The sequence below is a fragment of the Streptomyces sp. NPDC048278 genome, assembly GCF_040652195.1.
In the GTDB taxonomy this organism is placed as follows: Bacteria; Actinomycetota; Actinomycetes; order Streptomycetales; family Streptomycetaceae; genus Streptomyces.
The window spans coordinates 12,765-33,009 of the sequence record NZ_JBEZLP010000015.1; the positions used below are offsets into that span (position 1 = coordinate 12,765).

Consider the following 20,245-nt stretch of genomic DNA (forward strand, 5'->3'; position numbering starts at 1 on the left):
AGCGGAAGTAAGAAGCTCTCACAATCGTGATGGCGCTCTCGTAGCCGCGATAGCCTCCCCGAACGCGGTGTCCTTTTTCCCGTCTGTCTAAGGACGCCGCCCACCCGTGACGTCGGGCCCCAGCGCACCGGGGCCCGACGTCACGGGCTTTTCTCTTTTCGACCCGCCGAACGCCAGATGAGGTGGGCTACGTCACAGGACCCACGCACTTCTCCTACGGGTGTGATCAATCCGCAACCAATTCCGGTCTTGACCGAGACCCATCAACGTGAAGCGTGATTACGCTCGCGCTCATGGCCGCATTCCCCCCCACCGTTTCGCCCGTCTACGTCATCGGCGCAGGCCCCGGAGGGCTCGCCGCCGCTTACGCGCTGCGGGCCCGGGGCATCCGTGCCGTGATCCTGGAGAAGTCGGACGACGTCGGCGCGTCCTGGCGCCGCCACTACGACCGTCTCCACCTGCACACCACCCGGCGCCTGTCCGCGCTCCCCGGGCTGCCCATGCCGCGCCGGTTCGGCCGCTGGGTCTCCCGTGACGACGTGGTGCGCTACCTGGAGAAGTACGCCGAGCACCACGAACTGGAGATCGTCACCGGCGTCGAGGTCTCCCGCGTGGAACGCTCGCCCGACGGCGACGGCTGGCTGCTGCACGCCTCCGGCGGACGGGAGCTGACCGGCTCCGCGGTGGTGGTCGCCACCGGCTTCAACCACACCCCGCGCATCCCCGACTGGCCGGGCCGGGACGGCTTCCGCGGCGAGTTCCTGCACGCCGGCGCGTACCGCGACGCCAAGCCCTTCGCCGGCCGGGACGTCCTCGTCGTCGGCACCGGCAACACCGGCGCCGAGATCGCCGTCGACCTGGCCGAGGGCGGCGCCTCCCGGGTGCGGCTGGCCGTCCGCACGGTCCCGCACATCCTGCGCCGCTCCACCGCGGGCTGGGCGGCCCAGTACAGCTCCGTCCTGGTACGACGGCTCCCGACCGGCTTCGTCGACCGGCTGGCCCGCACGATGGCCAAGGTCAGCGTGCCCGACCTGGCCGAGCAGGGCCTGCCCCGCCCCGACAGCGGCCTCTACAGCAGGGTGAAGCAGGGCGCCATCCCGGTCCTGGACGTCGGCCTGATCGACGCGGTGCGCCGGGGCAGGGTCGAGATCGTGGCCGCCGTCGACGGCTTCGAGGACGGCGAGGTCGCCCTCGCCGACGGCACCCGCGTCTCCCCCGACGCGGTGATCGCCGCGACCGGTTACGTCCGCGCTCTGGAGGGCCTGGTCGGCCACCTCGACGTGCTCGACGACCGCGGCCACCCGGTCGCCCACGGCCCCCGCACCCCGAAGAACGCCCCCGGCCTCTACTTCACCGGCTACACCAACCCCATCAGCGGCAACATCCGCGAGATGGCCATCGACGCGGAGAAGATCGCGAAGGCCGTCGCCAGGACGGCCGCGAGGTCGACCGCCGAGCGGCAGCGGCAGGCCCGGTCCGAGCGGCAGCAGACGGCGTAGATAGCCCCGATCTCCTTGTAGAGCAACCCCGTTGCCCATGTGACGCAGGCGACGGGTGTTGGTTGTTACCGGCGGTAGCATCCCGCCCGTGCCCGGGACCAGAATGTGAGCCCTGCTCAACTTTCCGGTTCCACCCCTCTCGCCCAGCACGGAGGACGCACGTGGCACGTGAAAGACAGCTCTCCCCCCGGCCCTCCCCGCGGCTCTCCCGCCGCTCCCTCCTCGGCGCCGCCGCCGGGGCCGCCGGCCTCACCGCGGTCTCCGCGGGCACCGCTTCGGCCGACTCGGCCGCCACGGCTGCCGCGTCCGCCGCGACCGCCGCGTCCCGGACCGTGGACGTCGCGATCGTCGGTGGCGGCATCGCCGGGCTCACCGCGGCCCGTGACCTGGTGGCCGGCGGCAGGACGGTGGCGGTGCTGGAGGCCCGGGACCGGGTCGGCGGCCGGGTGGTGAACCTGAAGCTGGCCAACGGCGGCTTCACCGAGGGCGGCGGCGAGTTCATCGGCCCCACCCAGAACCGCATCAAGGCCCTCGCCGACTCCCTGGGCGTCGCCACCTTCACCACCTACAACACGGGGAACAACCTCCTCTACAAGGACGGCAAGCGCACCCCGTACGACACCAGCGGCCTGCTCGGCTCGGTCCCGCCGGTGGACGCGGCGGGCCTCGCCAACGCGGCGATCGTGCAGTCGGAACTGGACAGCATGGCCGCGACGGTGCCGGTGGACGCCCCCTGGACCGCCGCCAAGGCCGCCGAGTGGGACAAGCAGACCTTCGAGAGCTGGCTGAACGCCCACGCGATCGTGCCCTCCGCCAAGTTCCTGCTGGACCTGGCCTGCACGTCGGTCTTCTCGGCCCAGCCCCGCGAACTCTCCCTGCTCTACGTCCTCTACTACATCGCCGCCGCCGGCGACGAGTCCGACGCCGGCACCCTGGAACGCCTCACCGACACGGCGGGCGGCGCCCAGGAGTCCCGTTTCGTCGGCGGCTCCCAGCAGGTCCCGATCAAGCTGGCCGCGACCCTCGGCGACCGGGTGGTGCTGAGCGCGCCGGTGCGGTCGATCGCCGGGTCCGGTGGCGCGTACGTCGTCACGGCGGACGGCATCACGGTCACCGCGACCCGCGTCGTCGTCGCCCTGCCGCCCCCGCTGGCCGCCCGCATCAGCTACGACCCGCTGCTCCCGGCCGCCCGCGACCAGCTCACCCAGCGGATGCCGATGGGCTCGATCGGCAAGGCCATCGCGGTGTACGACACCCCGTTCTGGCGGGCCGACGGCCTCAACGGGCAGGCGGTCAGCGACTCCGGCGTGGTCCGCTCGACCTTCGACAACTCCCCGCCGGACGGCTCCTACGGCGCCCTGATGGGGTTCATCGAGGCCGACGAGATGCGGGCGTACGACGCGGCGGCCGAGGCCGACGTCAGGGCCGCCGTGCTGGCCGACTACGCCAACTACTTCGGCGACAAGGCCAAATCCCCCACTTCCTTCGTGCTCCAGCGCTGGGACAATGAGGGCTTCTCGCGGGGCGGCCCGGTGGCCTACGCGCCGCCCGGGGTGCTCACCGAGTACGGGGCCGCGCTGCGCGAGCCGGCGGGCGGGATCCACTGGGCCGGGACGGAGACGTCGACGTTCTGGACCGGGTACATGGACGGGGCGGTGCGGTCGGGCGAGCGGGTGGCGAAGGAGGTACTGGCCGCCCTCGGGTGAGAAGAAGAGCTGCTTCGTCCCTCAACTTTGCGTGCAGACCAGTTCCTGACGCAGCGTCAGTTCAGTAATCTGACACTGCGTCAGTTAATTGTGCTGTCACACAGGAGCGGGCGGAACGATGCTTGGATCAACCCACGGCACCCTCACCACCGACTCCCGCCGGGCCCGGGTCATCGCCTGCGGTGAGCAGCGTCCCGGGCCCGCCGTCCACGGCCGCGCGGCCGACTCGGACGACGCGGACGCGCTGGACGTCAGCGGACGGCCGCTGTACGCGGACGTACCGGATCTGGACAGGTTCTTCCGCCCCGAGTCCGTCGCCGTGATCGGCGCCTCGGACGCCGAGGGGCGGCCCAACACCGGTATCACCCGGCAGCTGCTCGACTGGGCCGGGCGGGTCGGGGCCCGGGTGCACCCGGTGCATCCGACCCGGCCGTCCGTGTTCGGCATCGCCTGCGTGCCCTCCGTCGCCGACCTGCCCGAGCAGGTCGACCTCGCGGTGCTGCTGGTCGCCGACCCGCTGCCGGTGATCGAGGAACTGGCCGAGGCCAAGGTGCGGTTCGCCGTGGCCTTCGCCTCCGGGTTCGCCGAGACCGGCGAGGAGGGCGCGGCGGCCCAGACCCGGCTGGCGGCGGCCGTACGCCGGTCCGGGCTGCGGCTGCTCGGCCCGAACACCAACCTGAACGCCTTCGAGCGGTTCCGCGAGGACCTGGACGGCCCGGCGATCGCCCTGATCACCCAGTCCGGGCACCAGGGCCGGCCCGTCTTCGCCGCCCAGGAACTCGGCATCCGGCTCTCGCACTGGGCGCCGACCGGCAACGAGGCCGACCTGGAGACCGCCGACTTCATCTCCTACTTCGCCGAGCGCCCCGAGGTCGGCGCCATCGCCTGCTACGTCGAGGGGCTCAAGGACGGCCGTGCCTTCCTGCTCGCCGCCGACCGCGCGGCCCGCCGCCGGGTCCCGGTGGTCGCCGTGAAGGTCGGCCGCACCGAGGCCGGCGCCCGCACCGCCGCCTCCCACACCGGCAAGCTGACCGGCGCAGACGATGTGGTCGACGCCGCGCTGCGCCAGTACGGCGTGATCCGCGTCGACGGCCTCGACGAACTCCAGGACACCGCGGCCCTGCTGGCCCGGGCCCGGCCGCCGCGCGCCGACGGGGTGGTCGTCTACTCGATCTCGGGCGGCACCGGCGCGCACGTCGCCGACCTCGCCTCCGGCCTCGGCCTGCGGCTGCCGGAACTGTCGGCGGCCCGGCAGGCCGAGCTGCACCAGTGGATACCGGAGTACCTGAGCGTGGCCAACCCGGTCGACAACGGCGGGCACCCGGTGGGCGACTGGCGCGGCCGGAAGATCATCGACGCGATCCTCGCCGACCCGGAGGTCGGGGTGCTCGTATGCCCGATCACCGGCCCGTTCCCGCCGCTCAGCGACAAGCTCGTCCGGGACCTGGTGGACGCGGCCGAGGCGACCGACAAGCTGGTGTGCGTGGTGTGGGGTTCGCCGGTCGGCACCGAGGCCGCCTACCGCGAGGTCCTGCTCGGCTCCTCCCGGGTGGCCACCTTCCGCACGGTCGGCAACTGCCTCACGGCCGTCCGCGCCTACCTCGACCACCACCGCTTCGTGAGCGACTACCGCTCCCCCTTCGACGAGGCCCCGCGCACCCCGTCCCCCTCCTACCGCAAGGCGCTCGCGCTGATGCGGCCCGGACAGCAGCTGAGCGAGCACGCGGCGAAGCAGCTGCTGCGCGCGTACGGCATCCGGGTGCCGCGCGAGCAGCTGGTGACCAGCGCGGCGGCGGCCGTGCGCGCGGCCGGGCTGGTCGGCTACCCGGTGGTGATGAAGGCGTCCGGCGGCCAGATCGCCCACAAGACGGAGCTGGGCCTGGTGAAGATCGGCCTGACCTCGGCCAGCCAGGTCCGGGACGCGTACCGCGACCTGACGGACATCGCCCGCTACGAGGGGGTCGCCCTGGACGGCGTACTGGTCTGCCAGATGGTGGAGCGGGGCGTGGAGATGGTCGTCGGGGTCACCCACGACGACCTGTTCGGGCCGACGGTGACCGTGGGGCTCGGCGGGGTCCTGGTGGAGGTCCTGCACGACGCGGCGGTGCGGGTGCCGCCGTTCGGCGAGGAGCAGGCCCGGGACATGCTCGCGGAGCTGCGCGGGCGGGCCCTGCTGGACGGGGTCCGGGGCCGGCCGCCGGCCGATCTCGAAGCCCTCGTCGAGGTGGTCCTCCGGGTCCAGCGGATGGCCCTGGAGCTCGGCGACCAGCTCGCGGAGCTCGACATCAACCCGCTGATGGTGCTGGAGCAGGGCCAGGGCGCGGTGGCGCTGGACGCGCTGGCGGTGTGCCGCTGATGGACACCGTCCGGTACGTGACCGCGGAGCGGGTCGCCCACCTCACCCTGGACCGCCCCGACGCCCTCAACGCCCTCACCCCCGACCAGCGCGACCACGTCATCGAGCTCCTCGGCGAGGCCTCCGCGGACCCGGGGATCGGCGCGGTGGTCGTCACCGGCACCGGCCGCGCCTTCTGCGCGGGCGCCGACCTCCGCGGCGGTGGCGGCACCGCCGAGCGGGTCCCCGGTGACGTGGCCCGCACCATCCGGCTCGGCGCCCAGCGGCTGGTCGCCGCCGTCCTCGACTGCGAGAAACCGGTGATCGCGGCCGTCAACGGCACCGCCGCCGGTCTCGGCGCGCATCTCGCGCTCGCCTGCGACCTGGTCCTGGCCGCCGAGTCGGCCCGGTTCATCGAGGTGTTCGTGCGGCGCGGCCTGGTCCCCGACGGCGGCGGCGCCTACCTGCTCCCCCGCCTGATCGGCCCGCACCGCGCGAAGGAGCTGATGTTCTTCGGCGACGCGCTCTCCGCGCCGGAGGCGGAACGCCTGGGCCTGGTCAACCGGGTCGTCCCGGACGCCGACCTGCCCAAGACGGCCCGCGACTGGGCCACCCGCCTCGCCACCGGCCCCACCCGCGCCCTCGCCCTCACCAAACAGCTGGTCAACGCCTCCCTGGACACCGACCGCTCCTCCGCCTTCGCCGCCGAGGCCGCCGCCCAGGAGATCAACATGACGACCCGGGACGCCCAGGACGGGGTACGGGCCTTCGTGGAGCGCAGGGCCCCCGATTTCCAGGGCCGATGACGCCGATACCGGGTCCCTGCCCCTTCCCATCTGATGCCCCGTCACTTTCAATGAAGAGGTGATGGGACACGCAGGGGCAGCCGCGGCTGCCGTCCGTTATCTGAGGTCGGTTCCCGCGGCGGGGCCCGTGGAGGCGCTGCCGCGCCCGGAGTTGCGGTGCGTGCGTGCGGACGAGCGGGCGCCGGTCGACCAGACGGAGTTCCGGCGCGTGCTCGGCACCTTCGCGACCGGGGTGACCGTGATCACCGCACCGGCCGCCGAGGGCGAGTCCTCCCCGGCCGGCTTCGCCTGCCAGTCCTTCTCCTCGCTCTCCCTCGACCCGCCGCTGGTCTGCTTCATGGTCGGCCGCACGTCGGCCACCTGGCCGCGGATCGCCCGCGCCGGCGTCTTCTGCGTCAACGTCCTCGGCGCGGGCCAGGGCGAGCTGTGCCGCGCCTTCGCGGTGAGCGGCACCGACAAGTTCACCGGCGTCACCCACGACCCGGCCCCGGTCTCCGGCTCCCCCCGGCTGACCGGCGCCGCCGCCTGGATCGACTGCACGATCCACGCGGTCCACACGGGCGGCGACCACCTGATCGTGGTCGGCCGGGTCACCGCCCTGGGCACGGACACCGACCCGGACCGGGCCCCCCTGCTCTTCCACAAGGGACGCTTCCTGTAGCCGGTCAGGCGCCCCTGGGCGGCCTGCCCCTTTTCGGAGCGACAGGCCGCCAGGACATCACTTCCTCCGCGGTCTCTCGGGTGAGCAGCGGGTTCGGCCCCGGGCTCTGTGATCCGGAGCAGTTGCTCCACGCGTGCCGGCGACGCCTGCGCTCACCTGCCGGAGGCTTCCCCCGCACCTGATTCATTAGGGATACACTCCTTAGAAGTGTATCCCTAAGGTCAGTGAGGCCCCGGGAGTGGTCATGCAGCAGCCGAGGCCGGCCAAGCCGTCACGCGTCTTCGATCGAGGCGCCGAGTGGGAGGCACTCACATCCTTCGCGGACCGGCCCGTCCCGCACGCCGCGCTCGGGGTCCTCAGCGGCAGGCGTCGCATGGGGAAGACGTATCTGTTGCGGGCGCTCGTCGAACAGTGCGGCGGGTTCTACTTCGGGGCCACCGACGCCACCGAGGCGGAGTCTCTCAGGCAGTTCAGTGCCGCCCTGGCCGAACACGTGGGCTCACCGGTGCCCTTCTCGTTCGCCACCTGGGACGACGCGGTCACCTATCTCTTCGGGCTCTCCGCCACCGGCGCCCGGACACCCGGCGGTCAGGCACCGGACACCCCTTTTCTCGTGGTCATCGACGAGTTCCCGTATCTCGTGCGGGCGGCTCCGGAACTTCCGTCCCTGATCCAGCGCGCAGTCGACCGGGGCCAGGTGGAGGAGAGCCGCATGCGACTGCTGCTGTGCGGCTCGGCGATGTCCGTCATGGGCGGACTGCTGGCCAGCAGTGCGCCGCTGCGGGGCCGGGCTCAGCTCGAACTCGTCGTACGGCCCTTCGGCTACCGGGCGGCGGCGGACTTCTGGGGTGTCGCCACGGATCCCGCGCTGGCGGCACGGTTGCACGCGGTCCTGGGCGGCACCCCGGCCTATCGCCGCCAGTTCCTGGCGGACGATGTCCCCGCCGATCTGGACGGCTTCGACGAATGGATCTGCCGCACGGTCCTCTCCCCGTTCAGTCCCCTCTTCCGGGAGGCCCGATACCTGCTCGCCGAGGAGGCCGACATCCGGGACACCGCGCTCTATCACTCGGTGCTGGCTGCCGTGGCGCAGGGCAACACCACGCGTGGGGGCATCGCGGGTTACATCGGCCGCAAGTCCGTCGACATCTCGCACCCGCTCAACGTCCTGGAGGACAGCCATCTCCTGGTGCGGGAGGCCGACATCTTCCGGGCCGGGAAGTCCCAGTACCGCATCACCGAGCCCCTGATCACCTTCTACGAGGCCGTCATGCGTCCGGCCTGGGCCCGGCTGGAAGCGGGTCAGGCCGCCGAGGTGTGGGCGCAGGCAGGCCAACGCTTCGCGGCGCAGGTGGCCGGTCCGCACTTCGAGGCGATGTGCCGTGAGTACGTCCTGGGGCCCGGACGGACCCTGCTCAGTACGTCTCTGGGCGAGGTGGGCAGCGGCGTTGTGACCGATACGAAGGAGCGTCGGCAGATCCAGGTCGACGTCGCCGTCGTCGAGCAGGGCTCCGGAGGAAGCCGCCCGTCGGTCGCGCTGCTCGGCGAGGCGAAGTGGGGCACGGTCATGGGAGTCGGCCATCTCGAACGCCTCGCACGCGCAAGGGAGCTGCTTGCCGGGCGCGGCATGGACACCTCGCACTGCGGGTTGGCCTGTTTCAGTGCCGCCGGTTTCAGCGAAGCGCTCCGCGCCGAGGCCGCCCGGAGCGGGGCGCTGCTGATCGGCCTGGACGAGTTGTACGGCCGGTCCGTGCCGACGGGGTTCCTGCCCTAGGCCGCCGGTACCGACCGGTTCACGGCGCCGAGTCCCCCCACCGCCGTCACCGGCCGTCGGCGGATCAGGAGGGCCATCAGGGCCGCTGCCGCGCAGAGGGTGCCGGAGGCGTACCAGACCATGTCGTAGGTGCCGAAGGCGTCGCGGGCGACGCCGCCGAGCCAGGCGACGAGGGCCGCGCCGATCTGGTGGGAGGCGAGGACCCAGCCGAAGACGATGGCGCTGTCGTCGCCGTAGCGCTCCCGGCACAGGGCCAGGGTGGGCGGGACGGTGGCGACCCAGTCGAGGCCGTAGAAGACGATGAAGAAGATCATCGGGGGGTGGATCGAGGGGCCGAGCAGCATCGGGAGGAAGAGCAGGGAGATGCCGCGCAGGGCGTAGTAGACGGCGAGCAGGCGGCGCGGTTCGAAGCGGTCGGTGAACCAGCCGGAGGCGATCGTGCCGACGACGTCGAAGACGCCGACGACCGCGAGCAGCGAGGCCGCCGTGGTGACCGGCAGGCCGTGGTCGTGGGCGGCGGGCACGAAGTGGGTCTGGACCAGGCCGTTGGTGGACGCCCCGCAGATCGCGAAGGTCCCGGCGAGCAGCCAGAAGGGCCCGGTGCGGACCGCGGAGGCCAGCACGCCGAGGGTCCTGCGGGCGGCTCCGGTGACCGGCGCCGGCTTCGGCACGAACTCGGTGGCGCCGTACGGCTTCTGGCCCACGTCGGCCGGGTGGTCGCGGAGCAGCAGCCAGACGAAGGGGACGACCGCGAGGGCGGCGAGGGCGACGGTGACGGCGGCCGGACGCCAGTCGTACGTCTCGACCATCCAGGAGAGGAGCGGGAGGAAGATCAGCTGGCCGGAGGCGGAGGCGGCGGTGAGGATGCCGCTGACCAGGCCGCGCCGGGTGGTGAACCAGCGGTTGGTGACCGTGGCGGCGAAGGCGAGCGCCATCGAGCCGGAACCGAGGCCGACCAGCAGGCCCCAGCAGAGCAGCAACTGCCAGGCCGCCGTCATCCACACGGTCAGGCCCGAGCCGACCGCGATCACGGTCAGGGCGACGGCGACCACCCGGCGTATGCCGAAACGGTCCATCAGCGCGGCGGCGAAGGGCGCGGTGAGCCCGTACAGCGCGAGGTTGACGGAGACCGCCGCGCCGATCGTGCCGCGCGACCAGCCGAACTCCGTGTGCAGGGGGTCGATGAGCAGGCCGGGCAGGGAGCGGAAGGCGGCGGCACCGATGATCGTGACGAAGGTGACGGCGGCGACGAACCAGGCACGGTGGATGCGCGGTGAACGGGTCGGCTTCGAGCCCTCCGAGTCCTCGGCGGGGGCGGCTGCGGCTGCGCTTGTCTGGGTCACGCCACAAATATCCGGCCCCGGGTTCCCTCCATCGAGTGGCCCGGAGGACAGCATTCGCTAGGATCGGGCCATGAGCAGTGACCCCGGCTTCCGCCCGCACCGTGTCGTCGTCCTCGCCCTGGACGGCCTGCTCCCCTTCGAGCTGGGCATCCCGCACCGCATCTTCGGCCGTCCCAAGGACGACCGGGGGCGGCATCTCTACGAGGTCGTGACCTGCTCGGTCCGCCCGCCCGGCCCGGTCGACACCGACGCCGACTTCGCGATCCACGTGCCCAACGGCCCGGAGACGCTGGCCACCGCCGACACCGTGATCATCCCGGCCTCGTACGAGCTGGGCCCGGTCTTCGAGCAGGGCGTCCTCACCCCCGAACTGGCCGCCGCCCTCGCCCACATCCGCCCCGGCACCCGGCTCGCCTCCATCTGCACCGGCGTCTACGTCCTTGCCGCCGCCGGCTACCTGGACGGCCGCCCGGCGACCACGCACTGGGCCGAGGCGGACCATCTCCAGCGGCTGTTCCCGCGGCTGGAGGTGGACGCGGACGTCCTCTTCATCGACGACGGCGACATCCTCACCTCCGCCGGGGTGGCCGCCGGCATCGACCTGTGCCTGCACATGGTCCGCCGCGACCACGGCACGGCCGTCGCCAACGAGGTGGCCCGCCGCACCGTCGTCCCCCCGCACCGGGACGGCGGCCAGGCCCAGTACATCCACCGCCCGGTCCCCGACCCCCAGGTCGCCACCACCACCGCGGCCCGCGCCTGGGCGCTGGGCCGCCTCCACGAGCCCATCCAGCTGCGCGACATGGCCGAGCAGGAGGCCATGTCGGTACGGACCTTCACCCGCCGTTTCCGCGAGGAGACCGGCGTCAGCCCCGGCCAGTGGCTCACCCAGCAGCGCGTCGAACGCGCCCGCCACCTCCTGGAGTCCACCGGCCTCTCCGTCGACCAGGTCGCCCGCGACGCGGGCTTCGGCACCGCCCAGTCGATGCGCCAGCACCTACAGACGACGCTCGGCGTCACCCCGACCGCGTATCGCCGTACCTTCCGCACCGGCGCGAGCACCGGGGCGGGCACCGGCGACGGCCCCGGCACGGTCGGCGCCGCGCGCTGATCTCCCGGCCCGCCGCACCTCGCCCCACCAGCCGAGCGCGCTGAGCGTCAGGGTCACGCCGACCCCGGCCAGGACGGCCGTGGACGGCGCCACCACCCGCAGCAGCGCACCGGCGAGGGAGCCGGTCACCGCGTAACCGGCGCTGGCCGCCGCGTACATGACCGCGTACCCGGCGGCCAGGGCATCGGGCGGGAGCACCTCGCGCAGCGCCAGGTTGCGGGTGAGCATCGCGGCCGACTGGAGCATGCCGCCCAGGACGAGCACGGGCGCGATCCCGGCCGTGTGCGGTATCAGCGCCGCGAGCGCCACACAGGCCGCCGTGCCGGCCATCAGCAGCACGCTGTGGGTGCGCAGCCGTCCCGGCCAGGCGCGCAGGCCGTGCAGGAACGCGCCGAGCCCGCCGCCCACCGCCATCCCGGTCAGCAGCGGCCCCGACCAGCCCACGCCGATCCCGCGCTGTTCGAGCAGGGCGGGCAGCACGAGTTCGGACAGCCCGAGCAGGGTCAGGCTGGCCGCGCCCGTGATGTACACCGGCCAGGCGCCGGCCAGGACGCGTGCGAGGGACGCTTCCGCACGCTCGCCCGCGCCCATGCCCCAGGCCGCCGGAAGGAGCCGCAGCCCGGCCACCGAGGAGGCCATGAGGGCGGCTGCGAGCCACAACGGGACGCCCGGCGCGACGCCCAGGGCCAGGCCGGCCACCGCGGCCGGGGCGACGGCCCACACGGCGGCCGTCAGGATCGACTCGACGGACAGCGCCTGCGCCGCCGCACGCTCCGGGACCAGTGCCGTGAGCAGGGTGCGCAGGCCCCCGGTGGCGGCGGCCGGCGCGGCACCGGCGACGCACGCGAAGACGGCGAGGACGGCCGGGGGCGCGGCCGGGAAGCCGCCGAGCCCGGCGAACGCGGCGGCACCGACCGCGAGTCCGACGGCCAGCTGTGCCCGCGCCCGCTCCGGGCGCAGCCGCATCCCGAGCACGGGCGCGCCCACGATCTCGCCGATCACGTAGGCCGCCGCGAGCAGCGCGCCCAGCGAGTAGCCGCCGGGCCGCTCGCGGACCAGGAACACCAGGGCCAACGGCGCCATGGCGACCGGCATACGGGCACCCACGGCGGTCCCGGCCCAGGCCAGGACCTGCCGGGACGCGACATCACGGTAGGTCATGGGACGACGGTAGGCGGCGGGACCGACAACGCCGAGAGGTTTTCCCGGGGCCTGTGGACAACGTGGACACCGTGGCCAACGCGGACACCGTGGCCAACGTGGCCACCGTGGACGACTCCGTGCGCGCCCCTAGAAAGTGAGCACCCCCCGGGCCACCCGCCCCGCCTCGGCGTCCGCCCGCGCCTTCTCGAAGTCCTCCACCGGGTACGTCTCGGTCACCAGTTCGTCGAGCAGCAGGCTGCCCTGGCGGTACAGGCCGGCGTAGCGGGCGATGTCGTACTGCGGGCGCGAGGAGCCGTAGCGGCAGCCCAGGATGGACTTGTCGAGGAACATGGAGGCGACGACGAAGGACGCCTCGGCGGTGGCGGCCGGCATGCCGAGGAGGACGGCCTGGCCGTGCCGGTCGAGGAGGTCGACGGCCTGCCGGACCAGTTCGACCCGGCCGACGCACTCGAAGGCGTGGTCCACCCCGGTCGGCAGCAGGTCCTTCACGCCCTCCGTCGAGGTCAGGAAGTCGGTCGCGCCGAACTGCCGGGCCACCTCCTCCTTGGCCGGGTTGGCGTCCACGGCGACGATCCGCAGGGCGCCCGCGATCCGCGCGCCCTGGATGACGTTCAGGCCGATCCCGCCGGTGCCGATGACCAGGACGGTGTCGCCGCGGTCGACGCGGGCGCGGTTCAGGACGGCGCCGACACCGGTCAGCACCCCGCACCCGATGAGGGCGGCCGACGTCAGGGGGATGTCCTTCGGGATCCGGACCGCCTGCACGGCCCTGACGACCGTCCGTTCCGCGAAGGCCGAGTTGCACGCGAACTGGTACAGGGCCTGGCCGCCCCGCAGGAACGGCTTCTGCGGGCGACCTATGGCCTTGCGGCACATGGTGGGCCGTCCCCGGTCGCAGTCGGCGCAGGCACCGCAGTTGGCGAGGGTGGACAGCGCGACATGGTCCCCGGGCGCCACATGGCTGACGCCCACACCTACGGCCTCCACCACGCCGGCACCCTCATGGCCCAGCACCACGGGAACGGGGAAGGGTATGGTCCCGTCCACCACCGACAGGTCGCTGTGGCAGAGTCCGGCCGCCGACACCGCGACCAGCACCTCCCCCGGCCCCGGCTCCCGTACGTCCAGGTCGTCGACGACCTGCACCTGTTTCCCGTCGAACACGACTCCGCGCATCACGACTCGACCCCCTTCGGTTCCCTCGGCAGACCGAGCACCCGCTCGGCGATGATCGTGCGCTGCACCTGGTCCGAGCCGCCGTAGACGGTGTCGGCCCGGGAGAAGAGGAACAGGTGCTGGGCGGCGTCCAGTTCGTAGGGCGCGGCGGCCGACCAGCCGGCCGGGCCGATGCTCGCGGCGGCGCCCCGCACCAGGACGGCGAGCTCACCGAGCCGCTGGTGCCAGCCGCCCCACAGCAGCTTGGCCACACTGGGCGCGCCGGGCTCGGCGGCCGGGTTCCCCAGCGTCCGCAGGGCGTTCCACCGCATCACCCGCAACTCGGCCCACTGCCGCACCAACCGGTCCCGTACGACGGGATCGTCGGCCGCCCCGCTCCGCACCGCGTCCCGCACCACCCGCCCCAGCTCCTCGGCGAACCCGATCTGCTGGGCGAGCGTGGACACCCCGCGCTCGAAGCCGAGCAGGCTCATCGCGACCCGCCACCCGTTGCCCTCGCCGCCGACGACGTGCTCCAGGCGCGCGTGCGCGCCGTCGAAGAAGACCTCGTTGAACTCGCTGGTGCCGGTCATCTGCCGGATCGGGCGGACCTCGATACGTCCCGGCTGGTCCATGGGCACGAGCAGGAAGCTCAGTCCGTGGTGGCGCCGCGAGCCGGGCTCGGTCCGCGCGAGCACGAAGCACCAGTCGGCCTCGTGTGCGAGCGAGGTCCAGATCTTCTGCCCGGTGACGCGGTAGCCGTCCGCCTCCCGGACGGCCGCGGTCCGCACACCGGCCAGGTCGGACCCCGCGCCGGGCTCGCTGTACCCCTGGCACCACAGCTCCTCGCCGGCGGCTACGGGCGGCAGGAACCGTGCCTTCTGCTCCGCGCTGCCGTGCGCGATGAGCGTCGGGGCGAACAGGTTCTCCCCGATGTGCCCGGAACGGGGCGGCGCGGCCGACCGCGCGTACTCCTCGGCCCAGGCGACCTGCTGGGTGAGCGTGGCGGTCCGGTTCCCGTACCCGCCCTCCGCCCAGCCCAGCCCGATCCACCCGTCGGCCCCGAGGGTCCGCTCCCAACTGCGCCGGTCCGCACCCGATGCGGCATGCGCACCGAGCCAGTCCCGCACTTCACTGCGAAACACCTCATCCTCCGGCGCTGCGCCGAAATCCACGGTGACCTCCAGAGCTGCATCGGGGTTAATGCGGTACGAGAACCGCCGGTGACACCGTGGTGGCTGATCGCCGTCGCGGCGGAGAGAAGAGGTAGGCGGGCAGAGGGAGCCTGTGAACGCCGACGCGGGCAACCGACCCAAGGGGCGCGGGGAACTGCGCGAACAACCCCCACGCCGCCGCACCCGCGCACATACCGCACCCCCTGCCCACTAGGCGTTCGGCCGGCTTCCCGTCCGCGCGGCGACCTCCATCGCCGCCAGCCGCGCCAGCATCGGCATCGGATCCGTCCCCACGCTCCCGGGCAGCGCCGCCGCGATCCGTTCCGGCGTCCAGGAACCCCCGTCGGCGTACGCGGCCCGCAACTCCCTCGGCTGGGCCCAGACCGCGATCTTCGGTCCGGCCACCGTGTAGACCTGCCCGGTGACCCCCGCGTCCCGCGCCGCGTCCGACAGCAGGTAGACGACGAACGCGGCCACGTCCTCCGGCTCGCCGATCTCGGTCAGTTCCGTCGGTACGCCTGCCGACATCCGGGTCCGGGCCACCGGCGCCACCGCGTTCGCGGTCACCCCGTACTTGTGCAGGCCGAGCGCCGCGCTGCGGACCAGGGAGATGATCCCGCCCTTGGCCGCGCTGTAGTTGGCCTGCGAGACCGAGCCCTGGTGGTTGCCGCTGGTGAAGCCGATCAGCGTGCCGGCGCGCTGGGCGCGCATCACCGCGGACGCGGCGCGGAACACCGTGAACGTGCCCTTGAGGTGGGTGGCGACCACCGGGTCCCACTCCGCCTCGGCCATGTTGAAGAGCATCCGCTCGCGCAGGATCCCCGCCACGCACACGACCCCGTCGAGCCGACCGTACGACGACAGCGCGGTGTCCACGACCCGCTGGCCGCCGGCCATCGTGGAGATGTCGTCGGCGACCGCGACCGCGTCGCCGCCCGCCGCCCCGATCTCCTTGACGACGGCCTCGGCGACCTCGCTGGTGGGCGAGGCGCCGTCGACCGAGACGCCGTAGTCGTTGACGACGACCTTCGCGCCCTCGGCCGCCGCCGCCAGCGCCACCGCCCGTCCGATACCGCGCCCCGCACCCGTCACGGCGACGACCTTGCCTGCCAAGAAGTTCCCCACGCCCGGCCCCTTCCCGCGGTTTCTGACGGACCGTTAGATTTTATGACCCGTCAGATGTGCGGACACAAGGCCTGGGGAGGACCCAGATGTCACTGCCGGCGCTTCATCCCGCGTTCCACGACATCGCCAAGCGCGTCAACAACTGGGGGCGCTGGGGCGCCGACGACGAGATCGGCACGCTGAACCTGATCACCGACGAGGTGGTGCGGGAGGCGGCGGCGACGGTGCGGACCGGGCGCCGGGTGCCGCTGGCCCTGCCGCTGCGACAGGACGGGGTGCAGACCGGGATGATCCCGGGGCGGGTCAACCCACTGCACGCCATGGTGCAGATCAACCAGGAGCTGTTCGGCCCCGGGACGGTCGCGTGCAGCGACGACGCCGTGACCATGGGGCTGCAGGCCGGCACCCACTGGGACGCGCTCACCCATGTGTCGCACTCGGGGAAGCTGTACAACGGCCGCCCGGCGGACACCGTGACCGCGCACGGCGGGGCGGAGTTCAGCGGGATCGCCACGGCCCGGCACATCGTCTCGCGCGGGGTGCTCCTCGACGTGGCACGCGCGCGGGGCGTGGACCGGCTGGAGGGCGGCCACGCGGTCACCCCGGAGGACCTCGACGCGGCCGAGGAGCTCGCCGGGACGACCGTACGGGCCGGTGACATCGTCCTCGTACGGACCGGGCAGGTGCAGGTGTACCTCGCCGGGGACAAGCACGGGTACGGCTATCCGTCGCCGGGTCTGTCGGTGCACACCCCTGAGTGGTTCCACGCGCGCGATGTGGCCGCCGTGGCGAACGACACCCTGACGTTCGAGATCTTCCCGCCCGAGATCGAGGACCTGTGGCTGCCCGTGCACGCCCTGGACCTGGTCGAGATGGGGATGCTGCAGGGGCAGAACTGGAATCTCGAAGAGTTGTCCACAGCCTGTGGAGAAACCGGCCGGTACGCGTTCCTGCTGTCGGCGATGCCCGAGCCGTTCGTCGGCGCGACGGGCACTCCCGTTGCCCCGGTGGCTGTCCTCTGAACGCCGCGGCCGTCCCGGTGGAAGCCGGTGTCACACCCGTGGGGGCGTGACACCGGCTCTCCCCCATTCCCCCCTGCATCCGGACGGCTGCGCACACCGGCCCGCCCCGAGCCCGGCCCCGCACGCCGCCGTCCGACTCGACCCACACTCGACGAGGGCGTCCGTCACCCAGACCCTCGCCGTCCCCTCGCGGCGAATCGCAGACCTCAAGCGTGAGCAAACGGTCACAAGGCGTCAACACCCGTTCGGGGTTTTACGACTTATGCCCCGGTTCACCATGGGCGCGCACGGATGCAAACCCCGGCGCATGGCCGCGCACCGGGATCACACCGCCTCGAAGGCCAGCCCTTCGTACGAGGCCAGACCGCCGCCGTACGCCACCGCCGCGCCCTGCCGGGTTTCCGAACAGCGGTCGAGTTCGCACCAGATGCGCTTGCCGGCGCCTTCGGGGCTCCAGCCCCAGCGGTCGGCGAGCCCGTCGACGAGGGCGAGGCCCCGGCCGCCGGTCGCGTCGCCGTCGGCGCACCGCGGCACGGGCGCGCGGTCGCTGGCGTCGGCGACCTCCAGCCGTACGGTGACCGAGCCGTCGGCGCCCTCCCGGTCGGTGCCCGGCAGCGAGAGCCGCAGCACGGCCGGACAGCCCGTGTGCACCACGGCGTTGGTGACCAGCTCGGAGACGAGCAGGATCAGCGTCTCGGCCAGCGGCTCGTCCGCCGCTATACCGGACCCGGCGAGGCGCGAGCGGGCCCACCTTCTGGCCCGCCCCACCTCCGCGGGGTCGGGCCGGATCTCCAGCTGCACTTGAAGCACCTGCACCGCTCACACCATCCGAACCGGCGGACACATGAACCCGCACCGACCGGGCGCCGCGGCGAGGGCCGCGACGACAAGCACGACGAGGGCCACGATCGTAGCCATTTTCTGCATGGCCAGAACAACGGCCAGAGCAAGGGTCACGGAACGTGATTCCCTTACGAGACAGCATGGTTGACGTACAGTCACCCCAACAAGCGCTTCGGGCATATTCCAGCGCGAAGGAGTACGCCTACGGCATACTGTGCGACGCTCGCGGCGGGGAGTCGAACAAGCGGGGGCGCAAGCCCTTACCGCCCTGCGAGCGGCGGTGCGCACCACGAGCGGCGGGGCCGCTTCGACGGCTCCGCCGGCATGGCTCGTCCTCGGAACCACTCGCATCCCACAGAAGGTACCGGAGGGGACAGCCGACTCCAGGCCGTGACGAGTCACGCGTTGGACACAACCCGGTATCAACGCTCAGTGATTCCGCTATGCCACAATCCGCGACATCCCGACCCCCCGGACCCATGATTCCGCAGGTCGGAGCCGTTTCGAACGCTCAGCCGAGCAGCTCCGCGGCCAGCATTTCCTCACGCTCCGCATTCACTCCGGCACGCTGCGCCCGCACCCATGTCCGTTTCAGATGCAGATGCACTTCCGACTCCCAGGTGAAGCCCATCCCGCCGTGCACCTGGAGACAGTCCCGCGCGCCGCGTACGGCGGCCTCGTCGGCGAGCAGCCGGGCCGCCGCGATGTCCACGGGGTCGGCCGTCACCGCGGCGGCGTAGACGGCCACCCGCGCGGTCTCGGCGCGCACCAGCATCTCGGCACACAGGTGCTGGACCGCCTGGAAGGCCCCGACGGGCCGGCCGAACTGCACGCGCGTGCGGGCGTGTTGCACGGCCAGCTCGCACACGCGCGTGGCCGTGCCGAGCTGCTCGGCGGCGGTGAGCAGCACGGCGAACGGGTCGGGCGCCGCGGCGGCGGGTCCCGGGACCCGGTGCAGGGGCGTCAGCGGGTCCGCGGAGCGCACCGGTACGGCCCCCGACGCGTCCCCCGTCACCGCGTCCGCCTCGGCCAGCCACTCCGCCAGGCCGCCGTCCACGCGGGCCACCACGGCCTCCCCGGTGGCCGCGCCGGGCACGTCGGCCGCCGCGAGGTGGGTGGCCACCAGCGGTCCCGGCAGCAGCGCCCGCCCCGCCTCCTCGAACACCAACACGGCCTCCGGCAGCCCGAGTCCGACCCCGCCGTCGGCCTCCGGCAGCCGCAGCGCGAAGAACCCGGCGGCCCCCAGCTCCCGCCACAGGGCCCGGTCGAGACGCACCGGGCCGCCGGCGGCGGCCCGCAGCGCCGCGCCGTCGAACCGGCGCCCGAGCAGCTCCCGCATGCCCTGCCGGACCGCCTCCTGGTCACGGGTCAGTCGAAAGCGCACGTCCGCTCACCGCCCCTTCGGCAGCCCGAGGATCCGCTCGGCCACGATGTTCCGCTGGATCTGCGAGGTCCCGGCCGCGATGGTGTACGAGAGCGAGGAGAGCCGGTCGAGGACCCAGGGCCGGTCCAGGTCGAGCGCGTCGGGCCCGAGCACGGCCGCCGACGCGTCGTACAGCTCCTGGCGCGCGTGCGAGTACCGCAGCTTGAAGACCGAGCCGCCGACGCCCGGCACGCCGCTGCCCTCCGCCTCGCTGACGTTCCACTGGGTGAGCCGCCACAGCGCCCGGAACTCGGCGTTCAGGCGGCCGAGACGGCGGCGCAGTTCCGGGTCGTCCCAGGTGCCGTTCGCGTGCGCCACGCGCGCGAGGTCGCCGAGCACCCGGCGGCAGGCGACGACCTCCCCGACGAAGGCGGTGCCGCGTTCGAAGGAGAGGGTCACCATGGTGACGCGCCAACCGTCGTTCTCGCCGCCGACCCGGTTGGCCGCGGGCACCCGCACCTCGTCGAGGAACACCTCGGCGAACTCGGCCGACCCGGCGAGCGTGCGCAGCGGCCGTACGGTGATGCCCGGCGCGTCCATGGGCATGGCCAGCCAGGTGATGCCCCGGTGCCTGGGCGCCTCCGGGTCCGTCCGCACCAGCAGCTCGCACCAGTCGGCGACCTCCGCGTGCGAGGTCCAGATCTTGGACCCGCTCACCACGTAGTCGTCGCCGTCCCGCCACGCGCGCGTGCGCAGCGCCGCCAGGTCGGAGCCGGCGTCCGGCTCGCTGAAGCCCTGGCACCACACCTCGTCGCCGCGCAGGATCGGCGCCAGCCAGCGGGCCCGCTGCGCCTCGGTGCCCTCGGCGGCGATGGTGGGGCCCGCGTGCAGCAGACCGACGAAGTTGGCGCCCACGTAGGGCGCGCCGGCCTTCTCGGTCTCCTCCAGGAAGATCAGCCGGGTGGTCGGGGAGGCGTCCCAGTGGACGTCGGCGTACCCGGCGTCGTACAGCGTGCGCTGCCAGCCGAGGTCGTGGGCGCGGCGGCCCGGCCAGTCGTCGGGGCTCGGCTTCGGCGGGAGGCCGGGCAGCACCTTGGCGAGCCACTCCCGCAGCCGCGCCCGGAACTCCTCCTCCTCGGGCGTGTACGACAGATCCACCGGCC

The 20,245-nt window shown here is 73.1% G+C and carries 16 protein-coding genes; 8 read left to right on the plus strand and 8 right to left on the minus strand.

Going from position 1 to position 20,245, the window contains the following annotated elements; genetic code table 11:
* Nucleotides 1–293 precede the first annotated feature (293 nt).
* The 6 genes from AB0D74_RS25420 (at nt 294) to AB0D74_RS25445 (ending at nt 8,781) form a co-directional block, all read left to right on the plus strand.
* Nucleotides 294–1,499: an NAD(P)/FAD-dependent oxidoreductase gene (locus AB0D74_RS25420; protein ID WP_362591253.1), complete on the plus strand. Its 1,206-nt coding sequence runs from the start codon at nt 294–296 to the stop codon at nt 1,497–1,499.
* A gap of 161 nt (nt 1,500–1,660) precedes the next feature.
* Complete coding sequence (locus AB0D74_RS25425; protein ID WP_362591256.1) at nt 1,661–3,205, plus strand: FAD-dependent oxidoreductase; 1,545 nt, start codon at nt 1,661–1,663, stop codon at nt 3,203–3,205.
* Nucleotides 3,206–3,323: 118 nt separating this feature from the next.
* Entirely contained in the window at nt 3,324–5,561 is a 2,238-nt protein-coding gene (locus AB0D74_RS25430) for an acetate--CoA ligase family protein (RefSeq protein ID WP_362591258.1), read from the plus strand.
* Entirely contained in the window at nt 5,561–6,346 is a 786-nt protein-coding gene (locus AB0D74_RS25435) for an enoyl-CoA hydratase-related protein (protein WP_362591261.1), read from the plus strand. The genes AB0D74_RS25430 and AB0D74_RS25435 overlap by 1 nt, the downstream gene beginning before the upstream one ends.
* 61 nt (nt 6,347–6,407) lie before the next feature.
* The gene (locus AB0D74_RS25440; protein ID WP_362591263.1) at nt 6,408–7,007 is read left to right on the plus strand and encodes a flavin reductase family protein; all 600 of its coding nucleotides are present in this window, start codon (nt 6,408–6,410) and stop codon (nt 7,005–7,007) included.
* Nucleotides 7,008–7,251: 244 nt separating this feature from the next.
* Nucleotides 7,252–8,781, plus strand: a complete 1,530-nt coding sequence (locus AB0D74_RS25445; RefSeq protein WP_362591266.1) for an ATP-binding protein — start codon at nt 7,252–7,254, stop codon at nt 8,779–8,781.
* Here the strand turns inward: AB0D74_RS25445 and AB0D74_RS25450 are convergent.
* On the minus strand, nt 8,778–10,124 hold the full coding sequence (locus AB0D74_RS25450; protein WP_362591269.1) for an MFS transporter: 1,347 nt from the start codon (nt 10,122–10,124) through the stop codon (nt 8,778–8,780). The two genes, AB0D74_RS25445 and AB0D74_RS25450, sit on opposite strands and share 4 nt — an antisense overlap.
* Nucleotides 10,125–10,194: 70 nt before the next feature.
* Here AB0D74_RS25450 and AB0D74_RS25455 point away from each other — a divergent pair, with 70 nt between their 5' ends.
* Entirely contained in the window at nt 10,195–11,235 is a 1,041-nt protein-coding gene (locus AB0D74_RS25455) for a helix-turn-helix domain-containing protein (protein WP_362591273.1), read from the plus strand.
* Here the strand turns inward: AB0D74_RS25455 and AB0D74_RS25460 are convergent.
* The 4 genes from AB0D74_RS25460 to AB0D74_RS25475 all read right to left on the minus strand — a co-directional run bounded on the left by AB0D74_RS25460 (nt 11,122) and on the right by AB0D74_RS25475 (nt 15,854).
* Nucleotides 11,122–12,396: an MFS transporter gene (locus AB0D74_RS25460; RefSeq protein ID WP_362591276.1), complete on the minus strand. Its 1,275-nt coding sequence runs from the start codon at nt 12,394–12,396 to the stop codon at nt 11,122–11,124. The two genes, AB0D74_RS25455 and AB0D74_RS25460, sit on opposite strands and share 114 nt — an antisense overlap.
* 129 nt (nt 12,397–12,525) lie before the next feature.
* Complete coding sequence (locus AB0D74_RS25465) at nt 12,526–13,575, minus strand: Zn-dependent alcohol dehydrogenase (RefSeq protein WP_362591278.1); 1,050 nt, start codon at nt 13,573–13,575, stop codon at nt 12,526–12,528.
* A complete protein-coding gene (locus AB0D74_RS25470) occupies nt 13,575–14,729 on the minus strand; it encodes an acyl-CoA dehydrogenase family protein (RefSeq protein WP_362591281.1) in 1,155 nt (384 codons plus the stop codon). The genes AB0D74_RS25465 and AB0D74_RS25470 overlap by 1 nt, the downstream gene beginning before the upstream one ends.
* Before the next feature lie 210 nt (nt 14,730–14,939).
* Nucleotides 14,940–15,854, minus strand: coding sequence for an SDR family NAD(P)-dependent oxidoreductase (locus tag AB0D74_RS25475; RefSeq protein WP_362591284.1), 915 nt, complete (start codon nt 15,852–15,854; stop codon nt 14,940–14,942).
* An 86-nt stretch (nt 15,855–15,940) separates the two neighbouring features.
* Between AB0D74_RS25475 and AB0D74_RS25480 the strand changes: the two genes are divergently transcribed.
* The gene (locus AB0D74_RS25480; RefSeq protein ID WP_362591287.1) at nt 15,941–16,876 is read left to right on the plus strand and encodes a cyclase family protein; all 936 of its coding nucleotides are present in this window, start codon (nt 15,941–15,943) and stop codon (nt 16,874–16,876) included.
* A 324-nt stretch (nt 16,877–17,200) separates the two neighbouring features.
* Here the strand turns inward: AB0D74_RS25480 and AB0D74_RS25485 are convergent, their stop codons facing one another.
* From AB0D74_RS25485 to AB0D74_RS25495, 3 genes are all read right to left on the minus strand, one after another.
* On the minus strand, nt 17,201–17,677 hold the full coding sequence (locus AB0D74_RS25485; RefSeq protein ID WP_362591765.1) for an ATP-binding protein: 477 nt from the start codon (nt 17,675–17,677) through the stop codon (nt 17,201–17,203).
* 553 nt (nt 17,678–18,230) lie between these two features.
* Entirely contained in the window at nt 18,231–19,103 is an 873-nt protein-coding gene (locus AB0D74_RS25490; RefSeq protein WP_362591290.1) for an acyl-CoA dehydrogenase family protein, read from the minus strand.
* Nucleotides 19,104–19,109: 6 nt separating this feature from the next.
* Nucleotides 19,110–20,240, minus strand: coding sequence for an acyl-CoA dehydrogenase family protein (locus AB0D74_RS25495; RefSeq protein WP_362591293.1), 1,131 nt, complete (start codon nt 20,238–20,240; stop codon nt 19,110–19,112).
* Nucleotides 20,241–20,245 lie beyond the last annotated feature (5 nt).

What these genes read in the sequence shown, in the direction of transcription:
- AB0D74_RS25460 (WP_362591276.1), bottom strand. Translation starts at nt 12,396, where the DNA reads ATGACCTACCGTGATGTCGCGTCCCGGCAGGTCCTGGCCTGGGCCGGG.
- AB0D74_RS25465 (WP_362591278.1), bottom strand. Translation starts at nt 13,575, where the DNA reads ATGCGCGGAGTCGTGTTCGACGGGAAACAGGTGCAGGTCGTCGACGAC.
- AB0D74_RS25430 (WP_362591258.1), top strand. Translation starts at nt 3,324, where the DNA reads ATGCTTGGATCAACCCACGGCACCCTCACCACCGACTCCCGCCGGGCC.
- AB0D74_RS25445 (WP_362591266.1), top strand. Translation starts at nt 7,252, where the DNA reads ATGCAGCAGCCGAGGCCGGCCAAGCCGTCACGCGTCTTCGATCGAGGC.
- AB0D74_RS25440 (WP_362591263.1), top strand. Translation starts at nt 6,408, where the DNA reads ATGGGACACGCAGGGGCAGCCGCGGCTGCCGTCCGTTATCTGAGGTCG.
- AB0D74_RS25455 (WP_362591273.1), top strand. Translation starts at nt 10,195, where the DNA reads ATGAGCAGTGACCCCGGCTTCCGCCCGCACCGTGTCGTCGTCCTCGCC.
- AB0D74_RS25420 (WP_362591253.1), top strand. Translation starts at nt 294, where the DNA reads ATGGCCGCATTCCCCCCCACCGTTTCGCCCGTCTACGTCATCGGCGCA.
- AB0D74_RS25435 (WP_362591261.1), top strand. Translation starts at nt 5,561, where the DNA reads ATGGACACCGTCCGGTACGTGACCGCGGAGCGGGTCGCCCACCTCACC.
- AB0D74_RS25480 (WP_362591287.1), top strand. Translation starts at nt 15,941, where the DNA reads ATGTCACTGCCGGCGCTTCATCCCGCGTTCCACGACATCGCCAAGCGC.